19 protein-coding genes and 1 tRNA gene are annotated in these 21,120 nt (G+C 61.4%); 15 read left to right on the top strand and 5 right to left on the bottom strand.

The window, feature by feature from the left end:
* Positions 1-133: 133 nt before the first annotated feature.
* Positions 134-1,342, bottom strand: coding sequence for a UbiH/UbiF family hydroxylase (locus NKH59_RS17835; protein ID WP_353022635.1), 1,209 nt, complete (start codon positions 1,340-1,342; stop codon positions 134-136).
* A 103-nt stretch (positions 1,343-1,445) separates the two neighbouring features.
* Between NKH59_RS17835 and NKH59_RS17830 the strand changes: the two genes are divergently transcribed.
* The 8 genes from NKH59_RS17830 (at position 1,446) to NKH59_RS17795 (ending at position 9,722) form a co-directional block, all read left to right on the top strand.
* The gene (locus NKH59_RS17830; protein WP_353022633.1) at positions 1,446-2,342 is read left to right on the top strand and encodes a DUF2182 domain-containing protein; all 897 of its coding nucleotides are present in this window, start codon (positions 1,446-1,448) and stop codon (positions 2,340-2,342) included.
* 14 nt (positions 2,343-2,356) lie between these two features.
* Complete coding sequence (locus tag NKH59_RS17825) at positions 2,357-2,971, top strand: DUF1326 domain-containing protein (protein ID WP_352471871.1); 615 nt, start codon at positions 2,357-2,359, stop codon at positions 2,969-2,971.
* 35 nt (positions 2,972-3,006) lie between these two features.
* Positions 3,007-3,783 carry a phosphatidylcholine synthase gene (gene pcsA / locus NKH59_RS17820; RefSeq protein ID WP_502896505.1) on the top strand — a complete coding sequence of 259 codons (777 nt, stop codon included), beginning with the start codon at positions 3,007-3,009 and terminating at the stop codon, positions 3,781-3,783.
* Positions 3,784-3,801: 18 nt separating this feature from the next.
* A complete protein-coding gene (locus tag NKH59_RS17815) occupies positions 3,802-4,779 on the top strand; it encodes a quinone oxidoreductase family protein (RefSeq protein WP_353022631.1) in 978 nt (325 codons plus the stop codon).
* A gap of 152 nt (positions 4,780-4,931) precedes the next feature.
* Entirely contained in the window at positions 4,932-6,524 is a 1,593-nt protein-coding gene (locus tag NKH59_RS17810; protein ID WP_502908708.1) for an ABC transporter ATP-binding protein, read from the top strand.
* Complete coding sequence (locus NKH59_RS17805) at positions 6,521-7,633, top strand: ABC transporter permease (protein WP_352448966.1); 1,113 nt, start codon at positions 6,521-6,523, stop codon at positions 7,631-7,633. Before NKH59_RS17810 ends, NKH59_RS17805 begins: the two co-directional genes overlap by 4 nt.
* Positions 7,633-8,607 carry an ABC transporter permease gene (locus NKH59_RS17800; protein WP_352448916.1) on the top strand — a complete coding sequence of 325 codons (975 nt, stop codon included), beginning with the start codon at positions 7,633-7,635 and terminating at the stop codon, positions 8,605-8,607. The genes NKH59_RS17805 and NKH59_RS17800 overlap by 1 nt, the downstream gene beginning before the upstream one ends.
* Positions 8,608-8,654: 47 nt before the next feature.
* A complete protein-coding gene (locus tag NKH59_RS17795; protein ID WP_352542018.1) occupies positions 8,655-9,722 on the top strand; it encodes a BMP family ABC transporter substrate-binding protein in 1,068 nt (355 codons plus the stop codon).
* Positions 9,723-9,786: 64 nt separating this feature from the next.
* Here the strand turns inward: NKH59_RS17795 and rimO are convergent, their stop codons facing one another.
* From rimO to NKH59_RS17775, 4 genes are all read right to left on the bottom strand, one after another.
* Positions 9,787-11,100 (bottom strand): 30S ribosomal protein S12 methylthiotransferase RimO, encoded by a 1,314-nt coding sequence (gene rimO / locus NKH59_RS17790; RefSeq protein ID WP_352448918.1) that lies wholly within the window; start codon positions 11,098-11,100, stop codon positions 9,787-9,789.
* A 152-nt stretch (positions 11,101-11,252) separates the two neighbouring features.
* Positions 11,253-11,912 (bottom strand): TerC family protein, encoded by a 660-nt coding sequence (locus tag NKH59_RS17785; RefSeq protein WP_023675054.1) that lies wholly within the window; start codon positions 11,910-11,912, stop codon positions 11,253-11,255.
* Positions 11,913-12,102: 190 nt separating this feature from the next.
* Complete coding sequence (locus NKH59_RS17780; protein WP_036238130.1) at positions 12,103-12,510, bottom strand: DUF930 domain-containing protein; 408 nt, start codon at positions 12,508-12,510, stop codon at positions 12,103-12,105.
* Positions 12,511-12,784: 274 nt separating this feature from the next.
* A tRNA-Ser gene (locus NKH59_RS17775) sits at positions 12,785-12,874 on the bottom strand.
* A 460-nt stretch (positions 12,875-13,334) separates the two neighbouring features.
* Here NKH59_RS17775 and NKH59_RS17770 point away from each other — a divergent pair.
* The 7 genes from NKH59_RS17770 (at position 13,335) to NKH59_RS17740 (ending at position 21,119) form a co-directional block, all read left to right on the top strand.
* The gene (locus tag NKH59_RS17770; RefSeq protein WP_352471863.1) at positions 13,335-14,066 is read left to right on the top strand and encodes a hypothetical protein; all 732 of its coding nucleotides are present in this window, start codon (positions 13,335-13,337) and stop codon (positions 14,064-14,066) included.
* A 274-nt stretch (positions 14,067-14,340) separates the two neighbouring features.
* A complete protein-coding gene (locus tag NKH59_RS17765) occupies positions 14,341-15,564 on the top strand; it encodes a septal ring lytic transglycosylase RlpA family protein (RefSeq protein ID WP_352815553.1) in 1,224 nt (407 codons plus the stop codon).
* Positions 15,565-15,665: 101 nt separating this feature from the next.
* The gene (locus NKH59_RS17760) at positions 15,666-16,826 is read left to right on the top strand and encodes a D-alanyl-D-alanine carboxypeptidase family protein (protein ID WP_353022627.1); all 1,161 of its coding nucleotides are present in this window, start codon (positions 15,666-15,668) and stop codon (positions 16,824-16,826) included.
* 64 nt (positions 16,827-16,890) lie between these two features.
* The gene (gene tmk, locus NKH59_RS17755) at positions 16,891-17,565 is read left to right on the top strand and encodes a dTMP kinase (protein WP_352542016.1); all 675 of its coding nucleotides are present in this window, start codon (positions 16,891-16,893) and stop codon (positions 17,563-17,565) included.
* Positions 17,562-18,617: a DNA polymerase III subunit delta' gene (locus NKH59_RS17750; protein ID WP_352750099.1), complete on the top strand. Its 1,056-nt coding sequence runs from the start codon at positions 17,562-17,564 to the stop codon at positions 18,615-18,617. Before tmk ends, NKH59_RS17750 begins: the two co-directional genes overlap by 4 nt.
* 121 nt (positions 18,618-18,738) lie before the next feature.
* Positions 18,739-20,325, top strand: a complete 1,587-nt coding sequence (gene metG / locus NKH59_RS17745) for a methionine--tRNA ligase (RefSeq protein WP_352542029.1) — start codon at positions 18,739-18,741, stop codon at positions 20,323-20,325.
* A complete protein-coding gene (locus NKH59_RS17740; protein ID WP_352772834.1) occupies positions 20,325-21,119 on the top strand; it encodes a TatD family hydrolase in 795 nt (264 codons plus the stop codon). The genes metG and NKH59_RS17740 overlap by 1 nt, the downstream gene beginning before the upstream one ends.
* Position 21,120 lies beyond the last annotated feature (1 nt).

Raw genomic sequence — 21,120 nt, 5'->3', positions numbered from 1 at the left:
GGCAAAGATTGGCCCAGACCTTAAGGTCGACATCGTCATTATTTGGCGCAGACGCGGCGTCAATTCAATCCCGATCCCCTTGATGCCGTGTTGAGCATCGCGAGATGCGGATCAAGGGCGGTGGCCAAGATCGCTATCGCTCAGCCGGTTTTCGCAATCCGCCAAAAAACGCCGCAAAACCGCTGCCGGGTCGAAGACCCTCGCGCATGAAAAACGCCCGTAACGGCGCAAACCCCTCAAGCGCGCCCAGGCCAGCGCTGCGCACCAGCTGGGCCGGCAGCATGTCGGAAAGCAGCGACATGTTGAGCAGGTTGACCGCGCTGCTGCGCGCCAGAATGTCCGGCCGCCGCTTGAAATCATAGGCTGCAAGCGCCTTGGCGGCGCCCGGGTCCGAGCGGTTTCTGCTTGCGGCACCAATCAGGTCGTCGATGTCCCGGATGCCGAGATTGAGGCCTTGCGCGCCAATTGGGGGAAACACGTGGGCGGCTTCACCGACAAGTGCCACGCGGCGCTGCGCAAACCGCCACGGGCTCACCGCTGAAAGTGGGTAGACCTGCCGGCCGGGCTCAACCGACACGCGGCCCAACATCGATTGCATCCGCTGTTCGACCCGCGTCGAAAGCTCGGCGTCGTCGAGTGCTGCAAGGTCCTTGGCGATATCGGGTTCGAGCACCCAGACAAGGCTGGACCGGTTGCCGGGCAGGGGAACCTGTGTGAACGGACCGGTCTCGGTGTGGAATTCGGTCGAGGTGAAGGCATGGTCGCTGCGGTGACCGAAATTGAGCACCAACGCCGCCTGCGGATAGGATCGGATCGAGGTCCGGATGCCGGCTGCCTCGCGGGCCGGCGACTGACGGCCATCGGCGGCAACTGCCAACGATGCCTCAACCTCGCTGCCGTCGGCGAGAACGGCATGGGCATGGTCGGCATCGAGGCGCCATGCCTCCACCATCGACTTTCGCCATTCGATGCCCGAATGCGCGACAGCCTCGGCTAGCATGCGGTTGAGAACGCTGTTGGGCAAGTTCAGCCCGAATTGCTCTTCGTTGATCTCGCTGGCGCGAAAGGTCACTGTCGGGCTGCGGATCAGCCGGTTGGTTGCGTCAACGATACGCATCACCTTGAGCGGCGCTGCGTGGGGCCTGATTCCGTCGAAGATCCCTAGCCGTTCGAACATCTTCAGGGCAGGGTTCATCAAGGCTGTCGTCCGGCCGTCGGGGCCGGCTGCATCGGGTCCGACGAGCGTCACGGGAAAGCCCGCCTCGGCAAAGCCAAGCGCCGCGATCAGCCCCGCAGGGCCGCTGCCGGCGACCAGTATCCGTGCTGTTTCCCGATGGTTCAAATTCGGCTTCCGGATTGCGAGGTGAGGCCCGTCCGACCTGCTGGTCCATATAGGTCAGGTGATGCGGCTTGATCAACGCGGCGATTCGGCCCATTCGGTTGCCATGACCGGCCAACAAGACGATTTCAGCCACCTCGACGGCACCGGCCGCGCGATGGCGAGCGTTGCATGCAGCCCTCGACTGACGGTGGGCGTCGTTGCCGGCATGGGCATCGCCGTTGCCTGGCTCCTTCTCGGCGCAATGGCAGTTCGGGGGGCGGTGAGCCGGCTCCCGGGCGCCGATGTACCCGGCGACGCCGTGCTGGAATACCTGCCGCAACTGCCGCTGCCGGATTTCCTTGCGCGTTTCTTCGCCCTTTGCCTTGCGCCGGCGCCGCTTCGCGCAAGCGTAGGCGCGCAAGGCGGGGCACTCACCGCGATGTGGCTGTTGATGGCCATCGCGACCATGCTGCCCTCCGCGGCGCCGATGATCCGCACCTATTGCGAGATCGCAGATACCGCCCGGATCAAGGGGGAACCCGTTGCCCATCCGCTGATCCTGGTCGCTGGATATTTGAGCGTCTGGCTTGCCGCCTCGGCAATATTCGCTGCCCTGACGCTCGCAGTCCATGCATTCGTGTCATCCGGGCAGATGCTCGATCCGCTGCTTGGAATTGCCGGAGCAGCCGCACTGTCGATCGCTGGTCTCTATCAGTTCAGCTGGCTGAAGGAAGCCTGTCTGGTGAAGTGCAGAAATCCGTTCTCGGTCCTGTTCGCCAACTGGAGCGCCAGGCCCATTCGCATTTTCCGGCTCGGTATGGAGCAGGGCCTGTGGTGCCTTGGATGCTGCTGGGCGCTGATGCTGGTAATGTTTGCCGTCGGTGTGATGAACGTGTTCTGGATGGCGCTGATCGGCTTGTTCAGCCTGGTCGAAAAACAGACGGCAGGCAATCTGCCGACGCGGTTGGGCGGTGCGATACTGCTTGTCTGGGCAGCCGCGCTACTAGTAGTCTCGGCATGAGGGGGGAGAATTCGATGACAGATCAAAACTGGGCAATGAAGGGAGAGCTCATCCTTTCCTGCAATTGCACGGTTTTTTGCCCTTGCGTTCTTTCGCTCGGCAATCATCCGCCTACGGAAGGCTATTGCCAAACCTGGGCGGGGTTCCGGATCGATGCCGGCCATTTCGGCGAGGTCGACCTGTCCGGCCTCAATCTTGGGCTGGTCATGGAAATCCCCGGTTATATGAGCCGCGGCAACTGGACGGCGGGCCTGTTCATCGACAAGCGCGCCTCGGTTTACGCTGTGAAGGGACTGACGAAGATATTCACCGGCAAGGCCGGTGGAACCACATCGCTGCTCTCCATCCTGGTCGGACAGTTCCTCGGTGCCGAGCAGGTGCCGATCACCTACGAGACGCGTGAGAAAACACGCATCTTTCAGATACCGAAGATCATCGATGGTGCGGTGACGCCAATTACCGGCAAGGATCGCGACAAGGATACGGTCATCAGCAATTCGGAATACTGGATTGCGCCGGAAATCATCGTCGCCAAATCCGACAAGAGCAAAATGCGGGCCTTTGGCCGCAACTGGAACTTTGCTGGCCGTTCGGCCGAAATCTGCAAGCTGGACTGGCGGGGCCCGTGAGCAAGAAGACGACGGCCAGGAAAATCGCCGACCGGATTCCGCGGCCGAAGAAGAAAGTCACGTGGCCTCAGGCGCGGGCGTTCTCGGTCCATCTCTTGACCGCGTCGGGCTCATTCCTGGCGTTTCTGTCGCTGGTGGCAGCAAGCGAGCAGCGCTGGACGGCGATGTTCTGGTGGCTGGGGCTGGCGCTTTTCGTCGACGGCATCGACGGGCCGATCGCCAGGAAGCTCGATGTCAAGGAAATCCTGCCGACTTGGTCGGGCGAACTGCTCGACAACATCATCGATTACGTGACCTACGTGTTGATTCCGGCCTTCGCGCTCTATCAGCGCGGTTTCATGGGCGAGCGCCTGTCGTTCCTGTCGGCGGCGATCATCGTGGTGTCGAGCGCAATCTACTATGCCGATACCGGCATGAAGACGAAGGAGAATTTCTTCAAGGGCTTTCCGGTCGTCTGGAACATGGTGGTGTTCACGCTGTTCGTCATCGAGCCCGGACAATGGGTTTCTTTCGCCGTGGTCGTGGTGGCCGGCATTCTCACCTTCGTGCCGATCAATTTCATCCATCCGGTGCGGGTGAAGCGGCTGCGGCCAATCAATCTCGGCATGACGCTGCTTTGGTGCGCTTTCGGCGCGCTGGCGCTGGCGCAGGCCGCACTTGCCTCCTTCTACGACCAGATCGGCGTGCTGGGCGAGCAGGTCAGCGATTTCATCAAGTTCGGGATTACGTTCACCGGGCTTTACCTCGCCTGCATCGGCGCTATCATGCAGTTCTTCCCAAATCTCGGCGCCAAGCCGGATAAGAAAGCCTGATCCCAAGAGAGCCAGAAGATGTCCAAAGCGATCCGCATCCATGCCCATGGCGGCCCGGAGGTCCTGACCTATGAGGATGCCGATCCCGGGCAGCCGGGCTCGGGACAGATCCTGGTCAAGCATACCGCGATCGGTCTCAATTTCATCGACGTCTATTATCGCTCTGGCCTTTATCCGCCGCAGGGCGGATTTCCGCTGATCCCTGGCGGCGAGGCGGCCGGCGTGGTCTTGGATGTCGGCTCGGATGTCGACTGGCTCAAACCCGGCGATCGCATCGCCTACGCCGTGACGACCGGCGCCTATGCCGGGCAGCGCGTGATCGCCGCCGACCGCGTGGTGAAGGTGCCGGACGGCATCAGCGACGAACAGGCCGCAGCCATGATGCTAAAGGGCATGACCGCCGAATATCTGTTGCGCCGTACATTCAAGGTGAAAGCCGGCGACACGATCCTGTTTCATGCGGCGGCCGGCGGTGTCGGGCTGATCCTCGGCCAATGGGCCAAGCATCTCGGCGCGACAGTGATCGGCACGGCGAGTTCCACCGACAAGATCGAGCTCGCCAAGGCGCATGGCTTCGACCACGTGATCAACTATCGCGAACAGGATTTCGTGGCCGGCGTTGCCGCTATCACCGGTGGCAAGAAATGCGACGTTGTCTACGATTCAGTCGGCAACGACACATTTCCAGCCTCGCTCGATTGCCTGCGGCCGCTCGGCACTTTCGTCAGCTTCGGTCAATCGTCTGGGCCGATCCCGCCCTTCAGCATCTCGTTGCTGGCGCAGAAGGGCTCGCTGTTCGCAACGCGGCCGACACTGTTCGTCTATAATGCCAAGCGCGAAGACCTCGAAGCTTCCGCCGCCGCCTTGTTCGGTGTGGTGCTCAGCGGCGCCGTCAAGATCAAGATCAACCAGCGTTACGCGCTCAGCGAGGCCGGCAAAGCGCATTCCGATCTCGAAGGGCGCCGGACCACCGGGACAACAATACTTATCCCTTAGGTGCCCGCCGTTTCGGGCCGCCGACGCCGGCGTTCTTGCGAACTGCTCTTTACCGCTTGAGTTTCCGCTGAAATTCTTGAAGCTCTTTCAAGTCGTGAGGCGCTTACCGTAGAGAGCAGCCCGCGCATACGATGCTTGCGGGAACACAGAACATGTCTGGCAAACCAGATGGAGGCACCGTGAGTGCAGATCAGGACGGCGCAAACCTGCTTGAGGTTCGCGGCCTCACAAAGATATTCGGCACGTTGACGGCGTGCGACCATGTCGATCTCAACATCGCCAAGGGCGAGATCCATGCGTTGCTTGGCGAGAACGGCGCTGGCAAGTCGACCCTGGTGAAAATGCTGTTTGGATCGCTGGAACCGAATTCCGGCGAGATTTTCTGGAACGGCCAGGTGGTCAGGATCACCAGCCCCGGCACCGCAAAAAAGCTCGGCATCGGCATGGTTTTCCAGCATTTTTCCCTGTTCGAAGCGCTGACGGCGGCGGAGAACATCGCGCTGTCGCTGGATGACGGCTCGCCGATCAGTACGATCGCGGCCAAGGCGAGGGCGCTCTCCTACAGTTACGGCCTGCCTCTCGATCCGCTATCGCTGGTCGGTGATCTGTCGGTCGGCGAGCGTCAGCGCATCGAAATCATCCGCTGCCTGCTGCAGACGCCGCAACTTATCATCCTCGACGAACCAACTTCGGTGCTGACGCCGCAGGAGGCCGATAAGTTGTTCGAGACGCTCGAACGGCTGCGTTCGGAAGGAAAGTCCATCCTCTACATTTCGCACCGGCTGGAAGAGGTCAAACGGATCTGCGACCGCGCCACCGTGCTGCGTCATGGCAAGGTGGTCGGCCATTGCAATCCGCGCCAGGAAACCGCGTCTTCGTTGGCGCGGATGATGGTCGGCAACGAGGTGCTGGCCGTGGTGCGGGCGCCGGCCGAGGGTATCGAGACCGCGCCGGTGCTGCTTCAAATCCGCGAACTCACCCGCAAGCCGGCGACCCCGTTCTCGATCCCGCTCAGGAACATCAATCTTGAAGTCCGCGCCGGCGAGGTGATCGGCATTGCCGGTGTGGCCGGCAACGGCCAGGGCGAATTCTTCGAATCCGTTTCCGGCGAGGTGCTGCAGCAGGATGCCGGCTCGGTCCGCATCCGCGGCAAGGATGCCGGTGGCCTCACCATCACCGGCAGGCGTCTGATGGGCGCTGCCTTCGTCCCGGAAGAGCGGCTCGGCCATGGCGCAGCACCGCGCATGAAGCTTTCGGAGAACCTGCTTCTGTCGCGCCACGCCACCGATGGCAAGATGTTTGTCGGCACCGGTGGAATGGTCAAAGGCGATGCGATCCATACCGCTGCCCAGCGCATCATAAAGGCAATGGACGTGCGCAAGAGCGCGCCGGATCCGGAGGCAGCGGCTCTTTCGGGCGGCAATCTGCAGAAATTCATCGTTGGCCGCGAACTCGACCGCCGGCCAAGCGTCTTGGTGGTCAATCAGCCGACCTGGGGGGTCGACGCGGGTGCGGCGGCCCACATCCGCCAGGCGCTGATCGAACTGGCGCGCAGCGGCTCGGCGGTGCTGGTGATCAGCCAGGACCTCGACGAGCTGTTCGAGATTTCCGATGCGATCACGGTAATGCACAATGGCGAATTGTCGAAGCCGCTGCCGATAGCTGAAGCGACATTCGAGAAAATCGGACTGCTGATGGGCGGCGCCGAACCCGGTCATGCCGAACATACGCTGGAGACGGCCTGATGCGCCTCGAACTTGTAAAACGCCCGCAGCGCTCGATGCTGTTTTCGGCACTCTCGCCTTTCATCGCTTTCGTTTTGACGATCATTGCCGGTGCCATCATGTTCGCGCTGCTCGGCGTCAACCCGTTGACCGCGTTCCGCATCTACTTCATCGAACCGATCAGCCAGGTCTGGCAGTTGCATGAGCTGGCGATCAAGGCCGCCCCCCTGATCCTGATCGCCGTCGGACTGTCGGTCTGCTACAAGGCCAACATCTGGAACATCGGCGCCGAAGGCCAGTTCATCCTGGGCGGCATTGTCGGCTCGATCATCCCCGTGCTGTTTCCGCAGTTCGAAGGCCCATTGGTGCTGCCGCTGATGCTTCTGCTCGGCATGGTCGGTGGGGCCGCCTATGCTGCAATCCCGGCACTGCTGAAGACGCGCTTCAACACCAACGAGATCCTGACCAGCCTGATGCTGGTCTATGTCGCCCAGCTCTTCCTCGATTGGCTCGTACGCGGGCCGTGGCGCGATCCGCAGGGCCATGGTTTCCCGCAGACCATCCAGTTCAACGACTCGGCGATACTGCCGGAACTCCTCCCGGAATCCGGCCGGGCAAACTGGGGATTTGTCTTCGCGCTGATCGCGGCGATACTGATCTGGATCCTGATGAGCCGTATGCTGAAAGGCTTCGAGGTCCGCGTGCTCGGCTCAAGCCCGAGGGCAGGGCGCTTCGCCGGGTTTGGCCTTAACCGCATGGTCTTCTTTGCCTTCCTGCTGTCGGGCGCACTGGCCGGACTTGCAGGGATTTCGGAGGTCTCGGGAGCCATCGGACAATTGCAGCCGGTGATCTCGCCCGGCTACGGATTTACCGCTATCATCGTGGCATTTCTCGGCCGGCTCAATCCGCTCGGCATCGTCGCCGCAGGCCTTGTGCTGGCGCTGACCTATCTGGGCGGCGAGGCAGTGCAAAGCGCGCTCGGCATCTCCGACAAGGTGGCGCGCGTGTTCCAGGGCATGCTTTTGTTCTTCGTGCTCGGCTGCGACACGCTCATCCATTACCGCATTCGCCTGACCGGCTTTTCCGCGCCGAAGCTCGAGGCAGGGCCGAAGCTGGAGGAAGCCCGCTGATGGACATCACCGTCAACATCCTCTTGACCATCGCGACGGCGGCGACGCCGCTGCTGATCGCGGCGATCGGCGAACTGGTGGTCGAACGTTCGGGTGTGCTCAATCTCGGCGTCGAAGGAATGATGATCATGGGTGCCGTCGGCGGTTTCGGCGCCGGCTATCTCACCGGCTCGCCTTGGATAGGGCTGTTGGCGGCAATCACCATGGGGGCAGTGTTCTCGCTGCTGTTCGCCGTCATGACGCTGTCGCTGGCCACCAATCAGGTGGCCACCGGCCTGTCGCTGACACTGCTCGGCCTCGGCCTTTCCGGCATGATGGGAACGAATTTTGTCGGCCAGCCCGGCGAAAGGCTGCCAAACCTCGATATTCCCGGCCTGACCGCAATCCCGGTCGTTGGCAGGCTGCTGTTCGGCCAGGATCCAATCTTCTACATCTCGATCGCGCTGACCGCCGCCGTCATGTGGTTCCTGTTCAAGACCCGCACCGGGCTCACGCTGCGCTCGATCGGCGACAGCCATGCATCCGCCCATGCGCTTGGCATCCATGTCATCCGCTACCGCTATCTCTCAGTGATTTTCGGCGGCGCTTGTGCCGGCCTCGCCGGCGGTCACCTATCGCTGGTCTACACACCGCAATGGGTGGAGAACATGACCGCCGGCCGCGGCTGGATCGCGCTGGCTCTGGTCGTCTTCGCCTCCTGGCGGCCATGGCGGGTGCTGGCCGGCGCCTATATTTTCGGCGCGATCTGGGTTGGCCAGCTTCACGTCCAAGCCATAAATCTGCAGGACTTCGTCGATGCGCCCTGGTTGCTCTACAAGTTAATTGCGTTCTTAAAATCGTTTCCCTCGCAACTGCTTTCTTCGCTGCCCTATCTGGCAACCGTCGTGGTTCTCGTTCTAATTTCGCGCAACAAGCGTTTGACGATGATGAACACGCCGGCCTCCTTGGGCCAGCCATTCGTTCCGGATCGTTGACAACAAAAAGACGGAAGCTCCAAGGCTTAACTCAGAGAGGTAACACAATGAAAAAACTGCTTATTGCCCTGATGGCGGCGACGGCCGCATTGTCGCTGGCGGCATCAGCCGAGGCGGCGGACAAGCTGAAGGCGTGCTGGGTCTACACCGGCCCGATCGGCGATTTCGGCTACTCCTACCAGCACGACCAAGGCCGCCTCGAGGTGGAAAAGGCACTCGGCGACAAAGTCGAGACCGCCTATCTCGAAAACGTCTCCGAAGGCCCCGATGCCGACCGCGCCTTCGAGCGCCTGGCGCGCGAGGGATGCAAGATCATTTTCGGCACGTCCTTCGGCTTCATGGACCCGGAAGTGAAGATCGCCAAGAAATTCCCCAAGGTGATGTTCGAGCACGCCACCGGCTACAAGACGGCCGAAAATCTCGGCATCTACAATGCGCGTTTCTACGAAGGCCGCTACGTGCTTGGCCAGATCGCCGCCAAGCAATCGAAGTCGGGCGTCGCCGGCTACATCGTTTCCTTCCCGATCCCGGAAGTGGTGATGGGCATAAATTCCTTTATGCTCGGCGCACAGTCGATCAACCCGAACTTCAAGGCGAAGATCGTGTGGGTGAACTCCTGGTTCGATCCGGGCAAGGAGGCCGATGCTGCCAAGGCATTGTTCGACCAGGGCGCCGATATCGTCGTCCAGCACACCGACTCGACCGCTGCCTTGCAGGTGGCGGAGGAGCGCAAGCTGCACGGCTTCGGGCAGTCCTCCGACATGATCAAGTTCGCGCCGCACGCGCAGCTGACCGCGCTGACCGACGAGTGGGGTCCCTACTACATCAGCCGGGTCCAGGCGGCGCTCGACGGCACCTGGAAGCCAGACAATGTCTGGCTCGGCATTAAGGACGGCGCCGTCAAGCTGGCGCCGTTCACCAACATGCCCGACGACGTCAAGGCGATGGCCGAAGCCACCACCAAGAAGATCGCCGACGGCTGGAACCCCTTCACCGGGCCGATCGCCAAGCAGGACGGCACACCTTGGCTGAAGGAGGGCGAGGTCGCCGACGACGCCACGTTGCTCGGCATGAATTTCTACGTGAAGGGCGTCGACGACAAGCTGCCGCAGTAGGCGGTCGGAAACATATCGAACGAAAGGGCGCCACGTGGCGCCCTTTTTCATTTTGGACGGAATATCAGACTGCTGAGCCGTAAAGGTCGTAAGCGTCGGCGCGCTCGATCTTGACCGTGACGATGTCGCCGGCGCGCAGTGGCCGCCGCGACTGGATATGGACCGAGCCGTCGATTTCGGGCGCGTCGTATTTGGTCCGGCCCTTGGCCGAATTGCCATGCGCCTCGTCGATCAGGACCGGCAGGCGCTTGCCAATTTTCTTGGTTAGCTGCGTTGCCGAAATCTTCTGTTGGCGCTGCATGAAGCGGTGCCAGCGGGCTTCCTTGATCTCCTGCGGCACTTGCTCGAGGCCGAGCTCGTTGGAGCGGGCGCCTCTGACCGGCTCGTATTTGAAACAGCCGGCGCGGTCGATCTTGGCCTCGTCCAGCCAGTCGAGCAGCATCTCGAAATCGTCGTCCGTCTCGCCGGGGAAGCCGACGATGAAGGTGGAGCGGATGGCAAGGTCCGGGCAGACGTCGCGCCAGCCGCGAATGCGCTCGAGCGTCTTTTCGCCATGAGCGGGCCGGCGCATGTTCTTCAGCACCTGCGGCGAGGCGTGCTGGAATGGGATATCGAGATAGGGAAGAATCTTGCCCTCGGCCATCAGTGGAATGACGTCCGCGACATGCGGGTAGGGATAGACATAGTGCATGCGCACCCAGACACCGAGCTTACCCAGTTCTTCCGATAGATCGAGGAATTTCGCCCGCACTTCGCGATCGCCGAACATGCTGGTCTGGTATTTGATGTCGATGCCGTAGGCGCTGGTATCCTGCGAGATGACGAGGATCTCCTTGACCCCGGCCTTGGCCAGCTTCTCGGCTTCGCGCAACACGTCGGCGGCCGGCCGCGATACCAGGTCGCCACGCAGCGCCGGGATGATGCAGAAGGTGCAGCGGTTGTTGCAGCCTTCCGAAATCTTGAGATACGCATAGTGGCGCGGCGTGAGCTTGACCCCTTGCGGCGGCAAAAGGTCGATGTGGGGATCATGGCTCGGGGGGGCAGCCTCATGCACCGCCGCCATCACGCTTTCATAAGCTTGTGGTCCGGTGATGGCGAGGACGTTCGGATGTCTTTCACGGATGACGTCCGGCTCGGCGCCGAGGCAGCCGGTGACGATAACTTTGCCATTCTCCGAAAGTGCGGAGCCGATGGCGTTGAGCGATTCGTCGCGAGCCGAATCGAGGAAGCCACAGGTGTTGACGACGACCAGGTCGGCGCCGTCGTGCTTGCGGGCGATCTCGTAGCCTTCGGCGCGCAGGCGGGTGATAATGCGCTCGGAATCCACAAGGGCTTTCGGGCATCCAAGGCTGACGAAACTGACGCGAGGGGCGGACATCTAAGCTTTTCCGGATTTTCAGGATTGGCGGCGCAGTATCACACTTGTCGCGGCATTGGTATGGGCAGCGGCTGCGGCGAAACGCAACCGCCAGCGTCGCCGAAGGCTCGCCGAAGCTGAAAGGCCGGCCGATGAGAATTCGAGTCGGCGTGTCAGCTCACCGCACTGCTGACATGCGGCAAGACTTCCACCGCGCCCCGGTAGATCATATCGAGTGCGACATAAAAGATGATCAAAAGGCCGATATAGGCGATCCAGCGATGGCGGTGCAGCAGCTTGGCGATGAAGCTCGCGGCAAGGCCCATCAGCGCGATCGACAGGACGAGGCCTATCACCAGCACCTGGAAGTGATCGCGCGCCGCGCCGGCGACCGCCAGTACGTTGTCGAGCGACATCGACACGTCGGCGATGACGATCTGCAATGCCGCCTGACCCAAGGTCTTCTTGCGCGCCTTGCCGGCCACCATATCATCGCTGTTGATATCGGAATTGGACAGCGCTTCGGTCGCCTCCACCTCGTCGGCATACGACGTGCGCAGCTCGCGATACATTTTCCAGCACACCCACAGCAGCAAGATGCCGCCGGCCAGCAGCAGGCCGACAATCTGTAACAGGGTGACGGTGATCGCAGCAAAACCGATACGCAGCACCGTCGCCGCCACCACGCCGATGAGAATCGCTCTCTTGCGCTGCTCGACCGGCAAGCCCGCCGCGGCCAAGCCGATGACGATGGCGTTATCGCCTGCAAGCACGAGGTCGATGGCGATGACCTGGAGCAGGGCAGAGAAGCCCGCGGCAGTGAAAATTTCCATCGACTGGAAGTCCCTTGCTGGTTGGCCGACCGTTCGCGTCGAATGCCTGGAGGGCCTAACGTGTATGGTTCCTGCGCGTCAAGGGACTGGTTGGAACAAGGTCGGCAAACCGCCCGTTATTGCGGCAATATACAGAGTTTGCGACGATCGGCCCGAACACCGGCAAAATGCGGCCACAGGTCGCGAATGCCTAGTTATAGAGATTGTATTTGGGCCAGTCGCTTTCCGGAATTTCATCACCGATCCGATAGCGGAGCTGCAGGACTTCCATATGGTCCGGCGCTGTTTCGCATTTGAATTTCAGCCGGTACCACTGTCCCTTGCTGCGAAACGCAGCACCCGGGCTCTTGATCGCATCGGCGCCCATTTCGGGCGTCGCAAAAGCGTAGGCGACGACACGATCGGCTTTGTATTTGTGGTCGTCGCGGGTAATCCGGTCGAGAATTTCGGCGTCGCATCGCTGCTCCAGCCGGGTTTGCGGATCGAGTTTCAGCAGGCCGGCGCGCAATGCGCTGTCCATTGCGCTGGCCGGCCAAGCCACTATCGTCCATGCGAGGACCGCAGAAAATAGTTTATTCATGGGCGGGAGAAGCATCATATTCGGGCGGAGAAATCAACCCGACGAAGCGCGGCTGCGCGGCGGGTGACAGTCTTCGCTTTGTGGCAGGTTGTTGATTACGCAATAGTATCACCGGTACTTTGGTATCGTTGCCACGATCAGCACCTGTTGCATTTCAGCGACGCGAGAGGTGGTGCGCTGCATGGGGCAAAGCGGCGGTCGCCCCGAAGCGGACCGGCCTGTTAAACCCAGGCAGTCGAGAATCCGACGAGCGGAAAACTCGACGTCATGCCTGCAGGATTGAAGACGGATATGGCGGAGGGAGTGGGATTCGAACCCACGGTGGGCTTGCACCCACGCCGGTTTTCAAGACCGGTGCCTTAAACCGCTCGGCCATCCCTCCAAGGTGATTTTTCAATCACTTAGGATATCGCGAGAGGAGCGGGTTCGAGTTGTCGGTACCGGATTGGCACCAGGACGTTCCCCGACCGGTTCGCGCTCCATTCCTGTAAAGCCGCATTCAGCGCCAAGTCAACCGTGGCGGCCGCACCTTTCGGCGCGATCCAGGGCGGTGAGCAGCGTCATGGCGAGCTGTGTTTGTGCTGAGTGTGGAAAATCGTTTTTAAAACCCGCACGGACTATTAATCGTTGAGCGCTGATATGTTGGGCGCGTTAGGCACATGTAAGTAAATCGTATTCTGGAGTTGATTTTGGCCGTACTTGGCGCTCTCCCGCCCGGTCTTCGCTGTAGACCAGTCCGCGAAACCGACTGGGAGGGAGTGGTTGATTGCCTGTGCAGGGGCTTTCCGGCGCGTAATCGGAGTTACTGGATACACGCTCTGACCCGCTTGTCGCAGCGGCCTGTGGTTGCCGAGTTCCCACAATATGGCTTTGCTTTGGAGCATGCCGGTCGGATCGTCGGCGTCGTGCTCACCCTTTATGCTCGCTATCACGGGTCGGAGAGCGAGGAAATTCGCTGCAATCTTTCAAGCTGGTCAGTCGATGCAGATTTCCGTCCCTATGGCGCCATGTTGGTTGCGGCGGTTCTCAAGCGGAAGGACGTGACCTACACGAACATTTCGCCTGCACAAGCGACATTGAAAGCCAACCGGGCGCTCGGCTTTCGGCTCTTCTCCAGCGGACAATTTACCTTCTTGCCGGCTTTAAGTTCGGCGCAGCGGTCATGTCGCGTGGTCGAAGTGCGTCCCGATCTCCCGGAATTGGCGATGCTGCCCGAGAGTGAGAGATACATACTGTCGGAACACGCCGCGCTGGGCTGCCTGTCGTTGATCTGCATTTGCGACGGAGCAGCGTTCCCCCTTGTGTTGATGCCGCGCCGAATGTTGCACGGTGTTATCCGATGCCACCAAGTCATCTATTGCCGCTCGCTTGCGGATTTGAGCCGCTGCGCCGGCGCGATGGGGCGCTTTCTCTTGCGAAGCGGAATCCTGGTTTGCTTTGTCGACGCCAAGGAACCGATTCCAGGCTTAGTGGGATGGTACCGCCCCAACAAGGGGCTGAAATACTTCAAAGGTCCCAGACCACCCGCACCTGGAGATCTGACGTTCACCGAACTTGTGATCTTCGGTCCCTGAATCTGCGCTCGCAGATACGCCAAGCCAGGGGCAAAGTGCGCCACCAACGAGCGTTTCTGATCGATAAGCGATGATTTTCATGCCGATCAGCGAGGCGGTCCATGCCACAATCTCGCCCGGTTCCGACCACAATCGGTTAATACGGTGATAAACAATTCCTGCGCACAAAAAGGATTGGGGTAGGACGTCGCCGGCGTTTCTGAAGTGGGTGCTTTGGCATCGCTGACGTTCATGCTGCGGTGCCTTCGTCGATGCTATAGGGGACAATCAAAATATGCAGACCACGGCGCGCCCGCGTCTTCGTCGCGCTTCTGCTTTCGCGCTGTTTGCCTTGTCGGCAGCCTTTCTTGCAGCATGTGCCGGGCCGCAGCAAAGGGCGATGGTCAACAAGAAACCTCGCTCCAAGGAATATTTTTCCGAAGCCGAATACGGCGTGAAAGCCAGCCCGCGCGTCATGTTCAAGACGTCTCGCGGACGCGACCAGCTCGGCAAGCCCTATCAGGTGCGCGGCAAGTGGTATTATCCGAAGGAAGACAAACGTTACGCCAAGGTTGGCCTCGCATCCTGGTATGGTGAGGCCTTCCACGGCCGGTTGACGGCCAACGGCGAAGTCTACGACATGGCAGATCTGACGGCGGCGCATCCGACCATGCCGCTGCCGAGCTATGCGCGGGTCACCAACATGAAGACCGGCAGCTCGGTGATCGTGCGCGTCAACGACCGCGGGCCCTATCATGATGGACGCATCATCGATGTTTCGAAGCGCGCTGCTGAAATGCTCGATTATGCCAATGTCGGTACGGCCGAGGTGAAGGTTGAATATGTCGGCCGTGCGCCGCTCGAAGGCAATGACGGGCAGTATCTGGTGGCTTCGTATCGTCCAGGCAACAGGGCGCCGGATCCGTCGGACGGTCTGCCCAGCGGCGTCATGGTCGCGATGAATGGGCCGTCGCCAAGCCTGCCGGTGAGCGCTGCTGCCGTGCCGTTCCCCGGTCAGCTGACGAATTCCGGGCAGGGATCCGATGCACGGCCTGTCATGGCGGTGCAAGCATCTGCTTCGGGAGACATTGTACTGCCCGATTTCGGCCCGATCGTGCCGGAGCGTCCGGAGATCAACCTGCCGGCGCAATCGCCGTTCACCATGGCGTCGCTGTCTTACGCCGACGAGCGCGTGCAGCGCGCCTCCAACGCGTTTGCCGGGCTGGATCGCACCGGCATGTCGTCCGCCGAGCTTCTTCAATCGTGGAAGCGGCAAGCCCCTCCAGCCGGGTCGCCCACCGCCTATGTCGCGGCGGGTTCATTCGAGAATGCCGCCGAAGCGGAGCGTGTGGCTGCCCAGCTTTCCAGCTTCGGCAAGACCGAAATCCAGCGCTCGGAACTTGAAGGCAAGGACTGGTACTCGGTCAACCTCTTTGCCGACGGTCGTGGCAGCCTGGACGAGATGCTGCAGGCAGCGTGGTCGCATGGTGCGCCGGATGCGCTTGCTGTACGCAACTGAGCTTGGGGCTGCCTGGTTTTTTCGCGCGCGATTGATCCGCCAGGCAAAAGCCTGATAGCTTCTGCCAACTTGCAAAAGCGCCGGCTCATTGGTCGAACCTGATGAAATCTTTTCACCCTTTCACCGGGCTTGTGGCGCTCGGCCTGCTGCTGCTCTCGCTTGCGCAGGCCTCAGCTCAGCTTTTCGAGACCAAGGCCGCCCAGGCCTTCATGATCGATGCCGAAACCGGAACCGTGCTGTTTTCCAAGGACGCCGACAGGTTGATCCCGCCGGCCTCGCTGGCCAAGCTGATGACGATGGAAGTGGCTTTCGACGCCATCAAATCAGGGCGCATGACGCTCGATGACACCTTCGTGGTGAGCGAGAACGCCTGGCGCAAAGGCGGCGCTCCTTCGGGGACATCGACCATGTTCGCCAAGCTCAAGTCGACGATCCGGCTGGAAGACCTGATCCAGGGCGTGACCGTGCAGGCGGCCAATGACGGCTGTATCGTCATCGCTGAAGGGATGGCCGGGTCCGAAGCAAACTTCGCGGCGCAGATGACCGGGCGTGCCCGCCAGATCGGCTTGCAGAAATCGACTTTCGTCAATTCCACCGGTCTGCCGGCCGATGGGCAGCAAACGAGCGTTCGCGAACTCGCGCTTCTGGCGCTGCATATCTGGCGCAACTACCCGGATCTCTACCGCTATTACGGCCAGAAGGATTTTACCTGGAACAAGATTTCCCAGAGGAACCGCAATCCGCTACTGGCCATGGACATAGGCGCCGACGGGCTCGCGGTCGGTGCCAGCGAGCAATCCGGGTTCGGCATTGTCGGCTCGGTCAGCCACAACGGCACAAGGGTGATCGCGGCGATGAGCGGTCTGGCAAACGACCGTGAGCGGGCTGAGGAAGCGCGAAAGCTGCTCGACTGGGGCGTTCGCTCCTTCGAGAAGACTGAAGTATTCGCCAAGGACGAAGTGGTTGGCGAAGCCCAGGTCTTTGGCGGCGCCAAGTCCGGTGTCGCGTTAAAGGCAAAAGGACCGGTGCAGATCTTCCGGCCGATCACCAACCGCGACAAGCTCACCGCCAGGATCGTCTATGACGGACCGGTGGCAGCGCCGGTGGAGGAGGGGCAGCCGGTGGGTACGCTGCGCGTCTGGATCGGCGATACGCTGAGCCAGGAGACGCCGCTGTTTGCCGCCGAGTCGATCGGTGTCGGTTCGCTGCCGCAGCGCGCGCTCGACGCCGCCAAGGAACTGGCCGTCGGCTGGCTGCGTTAGCACCGTCGCGGTGGACCTTTTTTCCCGCCGGGACTATACGGTCCCCGAAGTATGGACAAAGGCTTTGGCGCGCGGATTTTTCATCACTTTTGAAGGCGGCGAAGGAGCAGGCAAGTCGACGCAGATCGAGCGGCTGGCAAAGAAGATGCGCGCCAAGAAATACGATGTGCTGGTGACACGTGAGCCGGGTGGCTCGCCGGGCGCGGAGGCGGTCAGGCATGTCCTGCTTTCAGGCGCAGCCGAGCCGTTCGGCCCCAAGATGGAAGCTCTGCTTTTCGCCGCTGCGCGTTCCGACCATGTCGAACAGGTCATCCGGCCCGCAGTCGAGCGCGGTTCGGTCGTACTTTGCGATCGTTTCATGGATTCCTCGCGCGTCTACCAGGGCGTCACCGGCGGCCTCGACCCGGCATTCATGGACGCATTGGAGAAGGTCGCCATCAACGGCATGGTGCCGGACATGACACTGATCTTCGACATCGACCCCGCCGAGGGCCTAAGGCGCGCTACCGCCCGGCGGGGCAGCAGTGACGGACCGGACCGCTTCGAGAAAGAAACATTGGCCATCCACCAACGCCGGCGCGAGGCGTTTCTCGCGATCGCCTCAGCTGAACCCGAACGCTGCGTTGTCGTCGATGCCTCAGCCGACCTAGATGCGGTGGAGGATGTCGTTACCGCCGCGGTCTTCGCGGCTCTCGAGAGGATGATGCCGGCGCAAAGAAAGCAGGCGGCGCCAGCATGATTTTCGAACGCATCGCGCCCGAACAGCACGACACGCTGGACGGGGTGCCCGAGCCATCCGAGACGCCGCGTCTTGTCGGTCACCTGCAGGCGGCCAACATGCTCGCCACCGCTTACCGCTCGGGAAAGCTGCCGCACGCACTGATCTTTGCCGGACCGGTTGGCATCGGCAAGGCGACGCTGGCCTTTCACCTGGCGCATCATCTGTTGAAGCACCCGGCCTTCGAGCAGGCGCCGGAAAGCCTTGCCGTTCCAGATCCGGCTTCGTCGCTGTTTCGACAGATCGCCACCGGCGCGCATCCTTCGGTGCTGCATCTTACACGCCCGGTGAACGACAAGACCAAGAGCTTCAAGACAGTGGTCACGGTCGACGAAATCCGCAAGGTCAGCCGTTTTCTGTCGCTGACCTCGCACGACGGCAGCTACCGGGTGGTTATCGTCGATCCCGCCGACGACATGAACACCAATGCTGCCAATGCCTTGCTGAAGAATCTTGAAGAGCCACCCGCGCGCACCTTGTTCATCCTCATCGTCCATGCGCCGGGCAGTCTGCTGCCGACGATCCGGTCGCGCTGCCAGATGGTGCGGTTGGCGCCGCTCGATGCCGAGAGCTTGATGACGGTTCTGGAAGGCATCGAGCCGCCGCCGCCGGAGGATCCTGGGGCGCGCGCGGCGCTGGCGGAGCGGGCAGGGGGCAGCGCGCGCAATGCGATCCTGTTGACGCAGTATGGAGGGCTCGAAATCGCCGCCACCCTCGACGCCCTGGTAATGTCCAAGAAGATAGATGTCGCTGGCGCCTACCGTCTTGCCGAGGCGGTCGCCGGCCGCGACCAGGCAATCCCGTTCGAGATATTCAATCGCCGTGCGCTTGATCTGCTGTCGGCCGGCGCCAGCCAGGCCGCGCTCGCCGGCGATCTCGCGCGGGCCAAAACGCTGTCGGATACTTGGCACGAGGCTTTGAACGCTATATCTGAAACCGAGACCTACAATCTCGACAAAAAGCAGCACGCCTTGACCATGATCGACCGCCTGAATTCTGCAATGCGAATGTGACGGCCGCTGGCGTGGCTTTGAAGCCCCTGAGTGTTGATCCCAATCAATCGCAGGAACTTCGAAACCGACCACATTGGCGTCGGATGGCAATTGTCGTTTCGATGCGATATCTCACCGCGACATCTTTCATTCAGACATTCATGACGGCTCATCCATGGCACGCGAAAAATACTACGTCACGACGCCGATTTTCTATCCGAACGGCAAGCCGCATATCGGCCATGCCTACAATGTCATCGCCAGCGACACGCTGGCCCGCTTCCAGCGGCTCGATGGCAAGGACGTCTTCTTCGTCTCGGGAACCGACGAGCACGGTTTGAAGATGCAGCAGACGGCGGACGCCGAAGGCCTGACGCCGAAAGCGCTTGCCGATCGCAACTCGGCGATCTTCCGCTCGATGCTCGAAGCGACCGGTTGCTCGAACGACGTTTTCATCCGCACCACCGAAGAGCGTCATTACAAGGCCTGCCAGGCGATCTGGACGCGCATGGCTGAGAATGGCGACATCTACCTCGACCGCTACAGTGGCTGGTATTCGGTGCGGCAGGAAGCCTATTTCGACGAGGCCGAAACCAAGGTCGGTGACGACGGCGTGCGCCGCGAACCGCTCGGCTCGCCTGTCGAATGGACCGAGGAAGAGAGCTATTTCTTCCGCCTTTCCGCCTATCAGGACAGACTGCTCGCGCTCTATGAGAACAGCCCCGAGTTCGTCGGACCGGCGGAGCGGCGCAATGAAATCATCAGCTTTGTCAAATCCGGCCTGAAGGATCTGTCGATCTCGCGCACCACATTCAAATGGGGCGTGCCGGTGCCCGGCGATGAGAAGCATGTGATGTATGTCTGGGTCGATGCCCTAACCAATTACATCACCGCCGCCGGTTATCCGGATCCGACCAATGAGAGATGGTCTTTCTGGCCGGCGAACGTCCACGTCATCGGCAAGGATATCATCCGCTTCCACGCGGTCTACTGGCCGGCATTCCTGATGTCGGCCGGCATCGAATTGCCGAAGCGCGTGTTTGCGCATGGTTTTCTGTTCAACCGTGGCGAGAAGATGTCGAAGTCGGTCGGCAATGTCGTCGACCCGTTCGCGATGATCGAGCACTACGGCCTCGACCAAGTGCGCTATTTCTTCATGCGCGAAGTGCCGTTCGGCCAGGACGGCAGCTACAGCCATGATGCAATCGTCAACCGCACCAATGCCGACCTCGCCAACGATCTCGGCAATCTGGCGCAGCGCTCGCTGTCCATGATCGCCAAGAACTGCGGCGGCGTGGTGCCTAAGCGCGGCGAATTGAGCAATGCCGACAAAGCGATCCTCGATCAGGCAGATACCGCCCTTGTCACGGCGCGCAGGACGATGGCCGACCAGGGCATCCACTTTGCTCTGGCGGCGATCTTTGGCGTGGTGGCCGAAGCCAACCGCTATTTCGCCGGGCAGGAGCCATGGGCACTGAAGAAGACCGATCCGGCGCGCATGGAAACGGTACTGTGGACGACCGCTGAGGTGATCCGGCGTGTCGGGTTGCTGTGCCAGCCCTTCATTCCGCAGTCGGCGGCAAAGCTGCTAGACCTTTTGGCGGTGCCGGCCGGCAGCCGTAATTTCGAGCATGTCGCGGAAGGCCATTCGCTGGTATCCGGTACGCCGCTGCCGGCGCCGGAACCGGTATTTCCACGCTATGTCGAGCAAACGGGTACAAGCGCCTGATGCTGGTCGACAGTCACTGCCATCTCGACTTTCCGGATTTCGCCGAAGAGCGGGCGGCCATCGTCGCCCGCGCCCTAGCGGCCGGCATCGGCCGAATGGTGACGATCTCGACGAGGGTGAAGCGATTTAACCAAGTGCTTGAGATTGCAGAGACTTTCGATGATGTCTATTGCTCGGTCGGCACCCATCCGCATAATGCGGCCGAAGAGCTTGACGTCACTGTCGATGATCTGGTGCGGCTCTCTGCTCATCGCAAAGTGGTGGCGATCGGCGAGGCCGGGCTCGACTATTTCTACGACCATGCGCCGCGCGACGCACAGGCGCGGGGCTTTCGCACCCACATCGCCGCGGCGCGCGTGACCGGTCTGCCGCTGGTCATCCATTCGCGCGACGCCGACGATGACATGGCTGATATCCTCGAAGAAGAGACAGGGAAGGGCGCCTTCCCCTTCATCCTGCACTGTTTTTCGTCGGGGCGTCGGCTGGCCGAAATCGGCGTGGCGCTCGGCGGCTACGTCTCGTTTTCCGGCATCCTGACCTTCAAGAACTCCGCCGAGCTGCGCGCCGTCGCCGCCGATGTGCCGCGCGACCGTCTGCTGGTCGAAACCGACGCGCCATACCTGGCGCCGATCCCGTTTCGCGGCAAGCGCAATGAGCCCGCCTATGTCGCGCATACAGCCAAGGTGCTGGCCGAGACGATCGGCGTCAGCGATGCCGAGATCGCTGACATCACCACGGATAATTTCTTCCGGCTGTTCAGGAAAATGCCGCGCCCGAGCGCGCCGGGCGCCTGAC

Source organism: Mesorhizobium sp. M0998 (genome assembly GCF_040318885.1).
In the GTDB taxonomy this organism is placed as follows: Bacteria; Pseudomonadota; Alphaproteobacteria; order Rhizobiales; family Rhizobiaceae; genus Mesorhizobium.
This window is presented reverse-complemented; position numbering and strand designations above follow the sequence as displayed.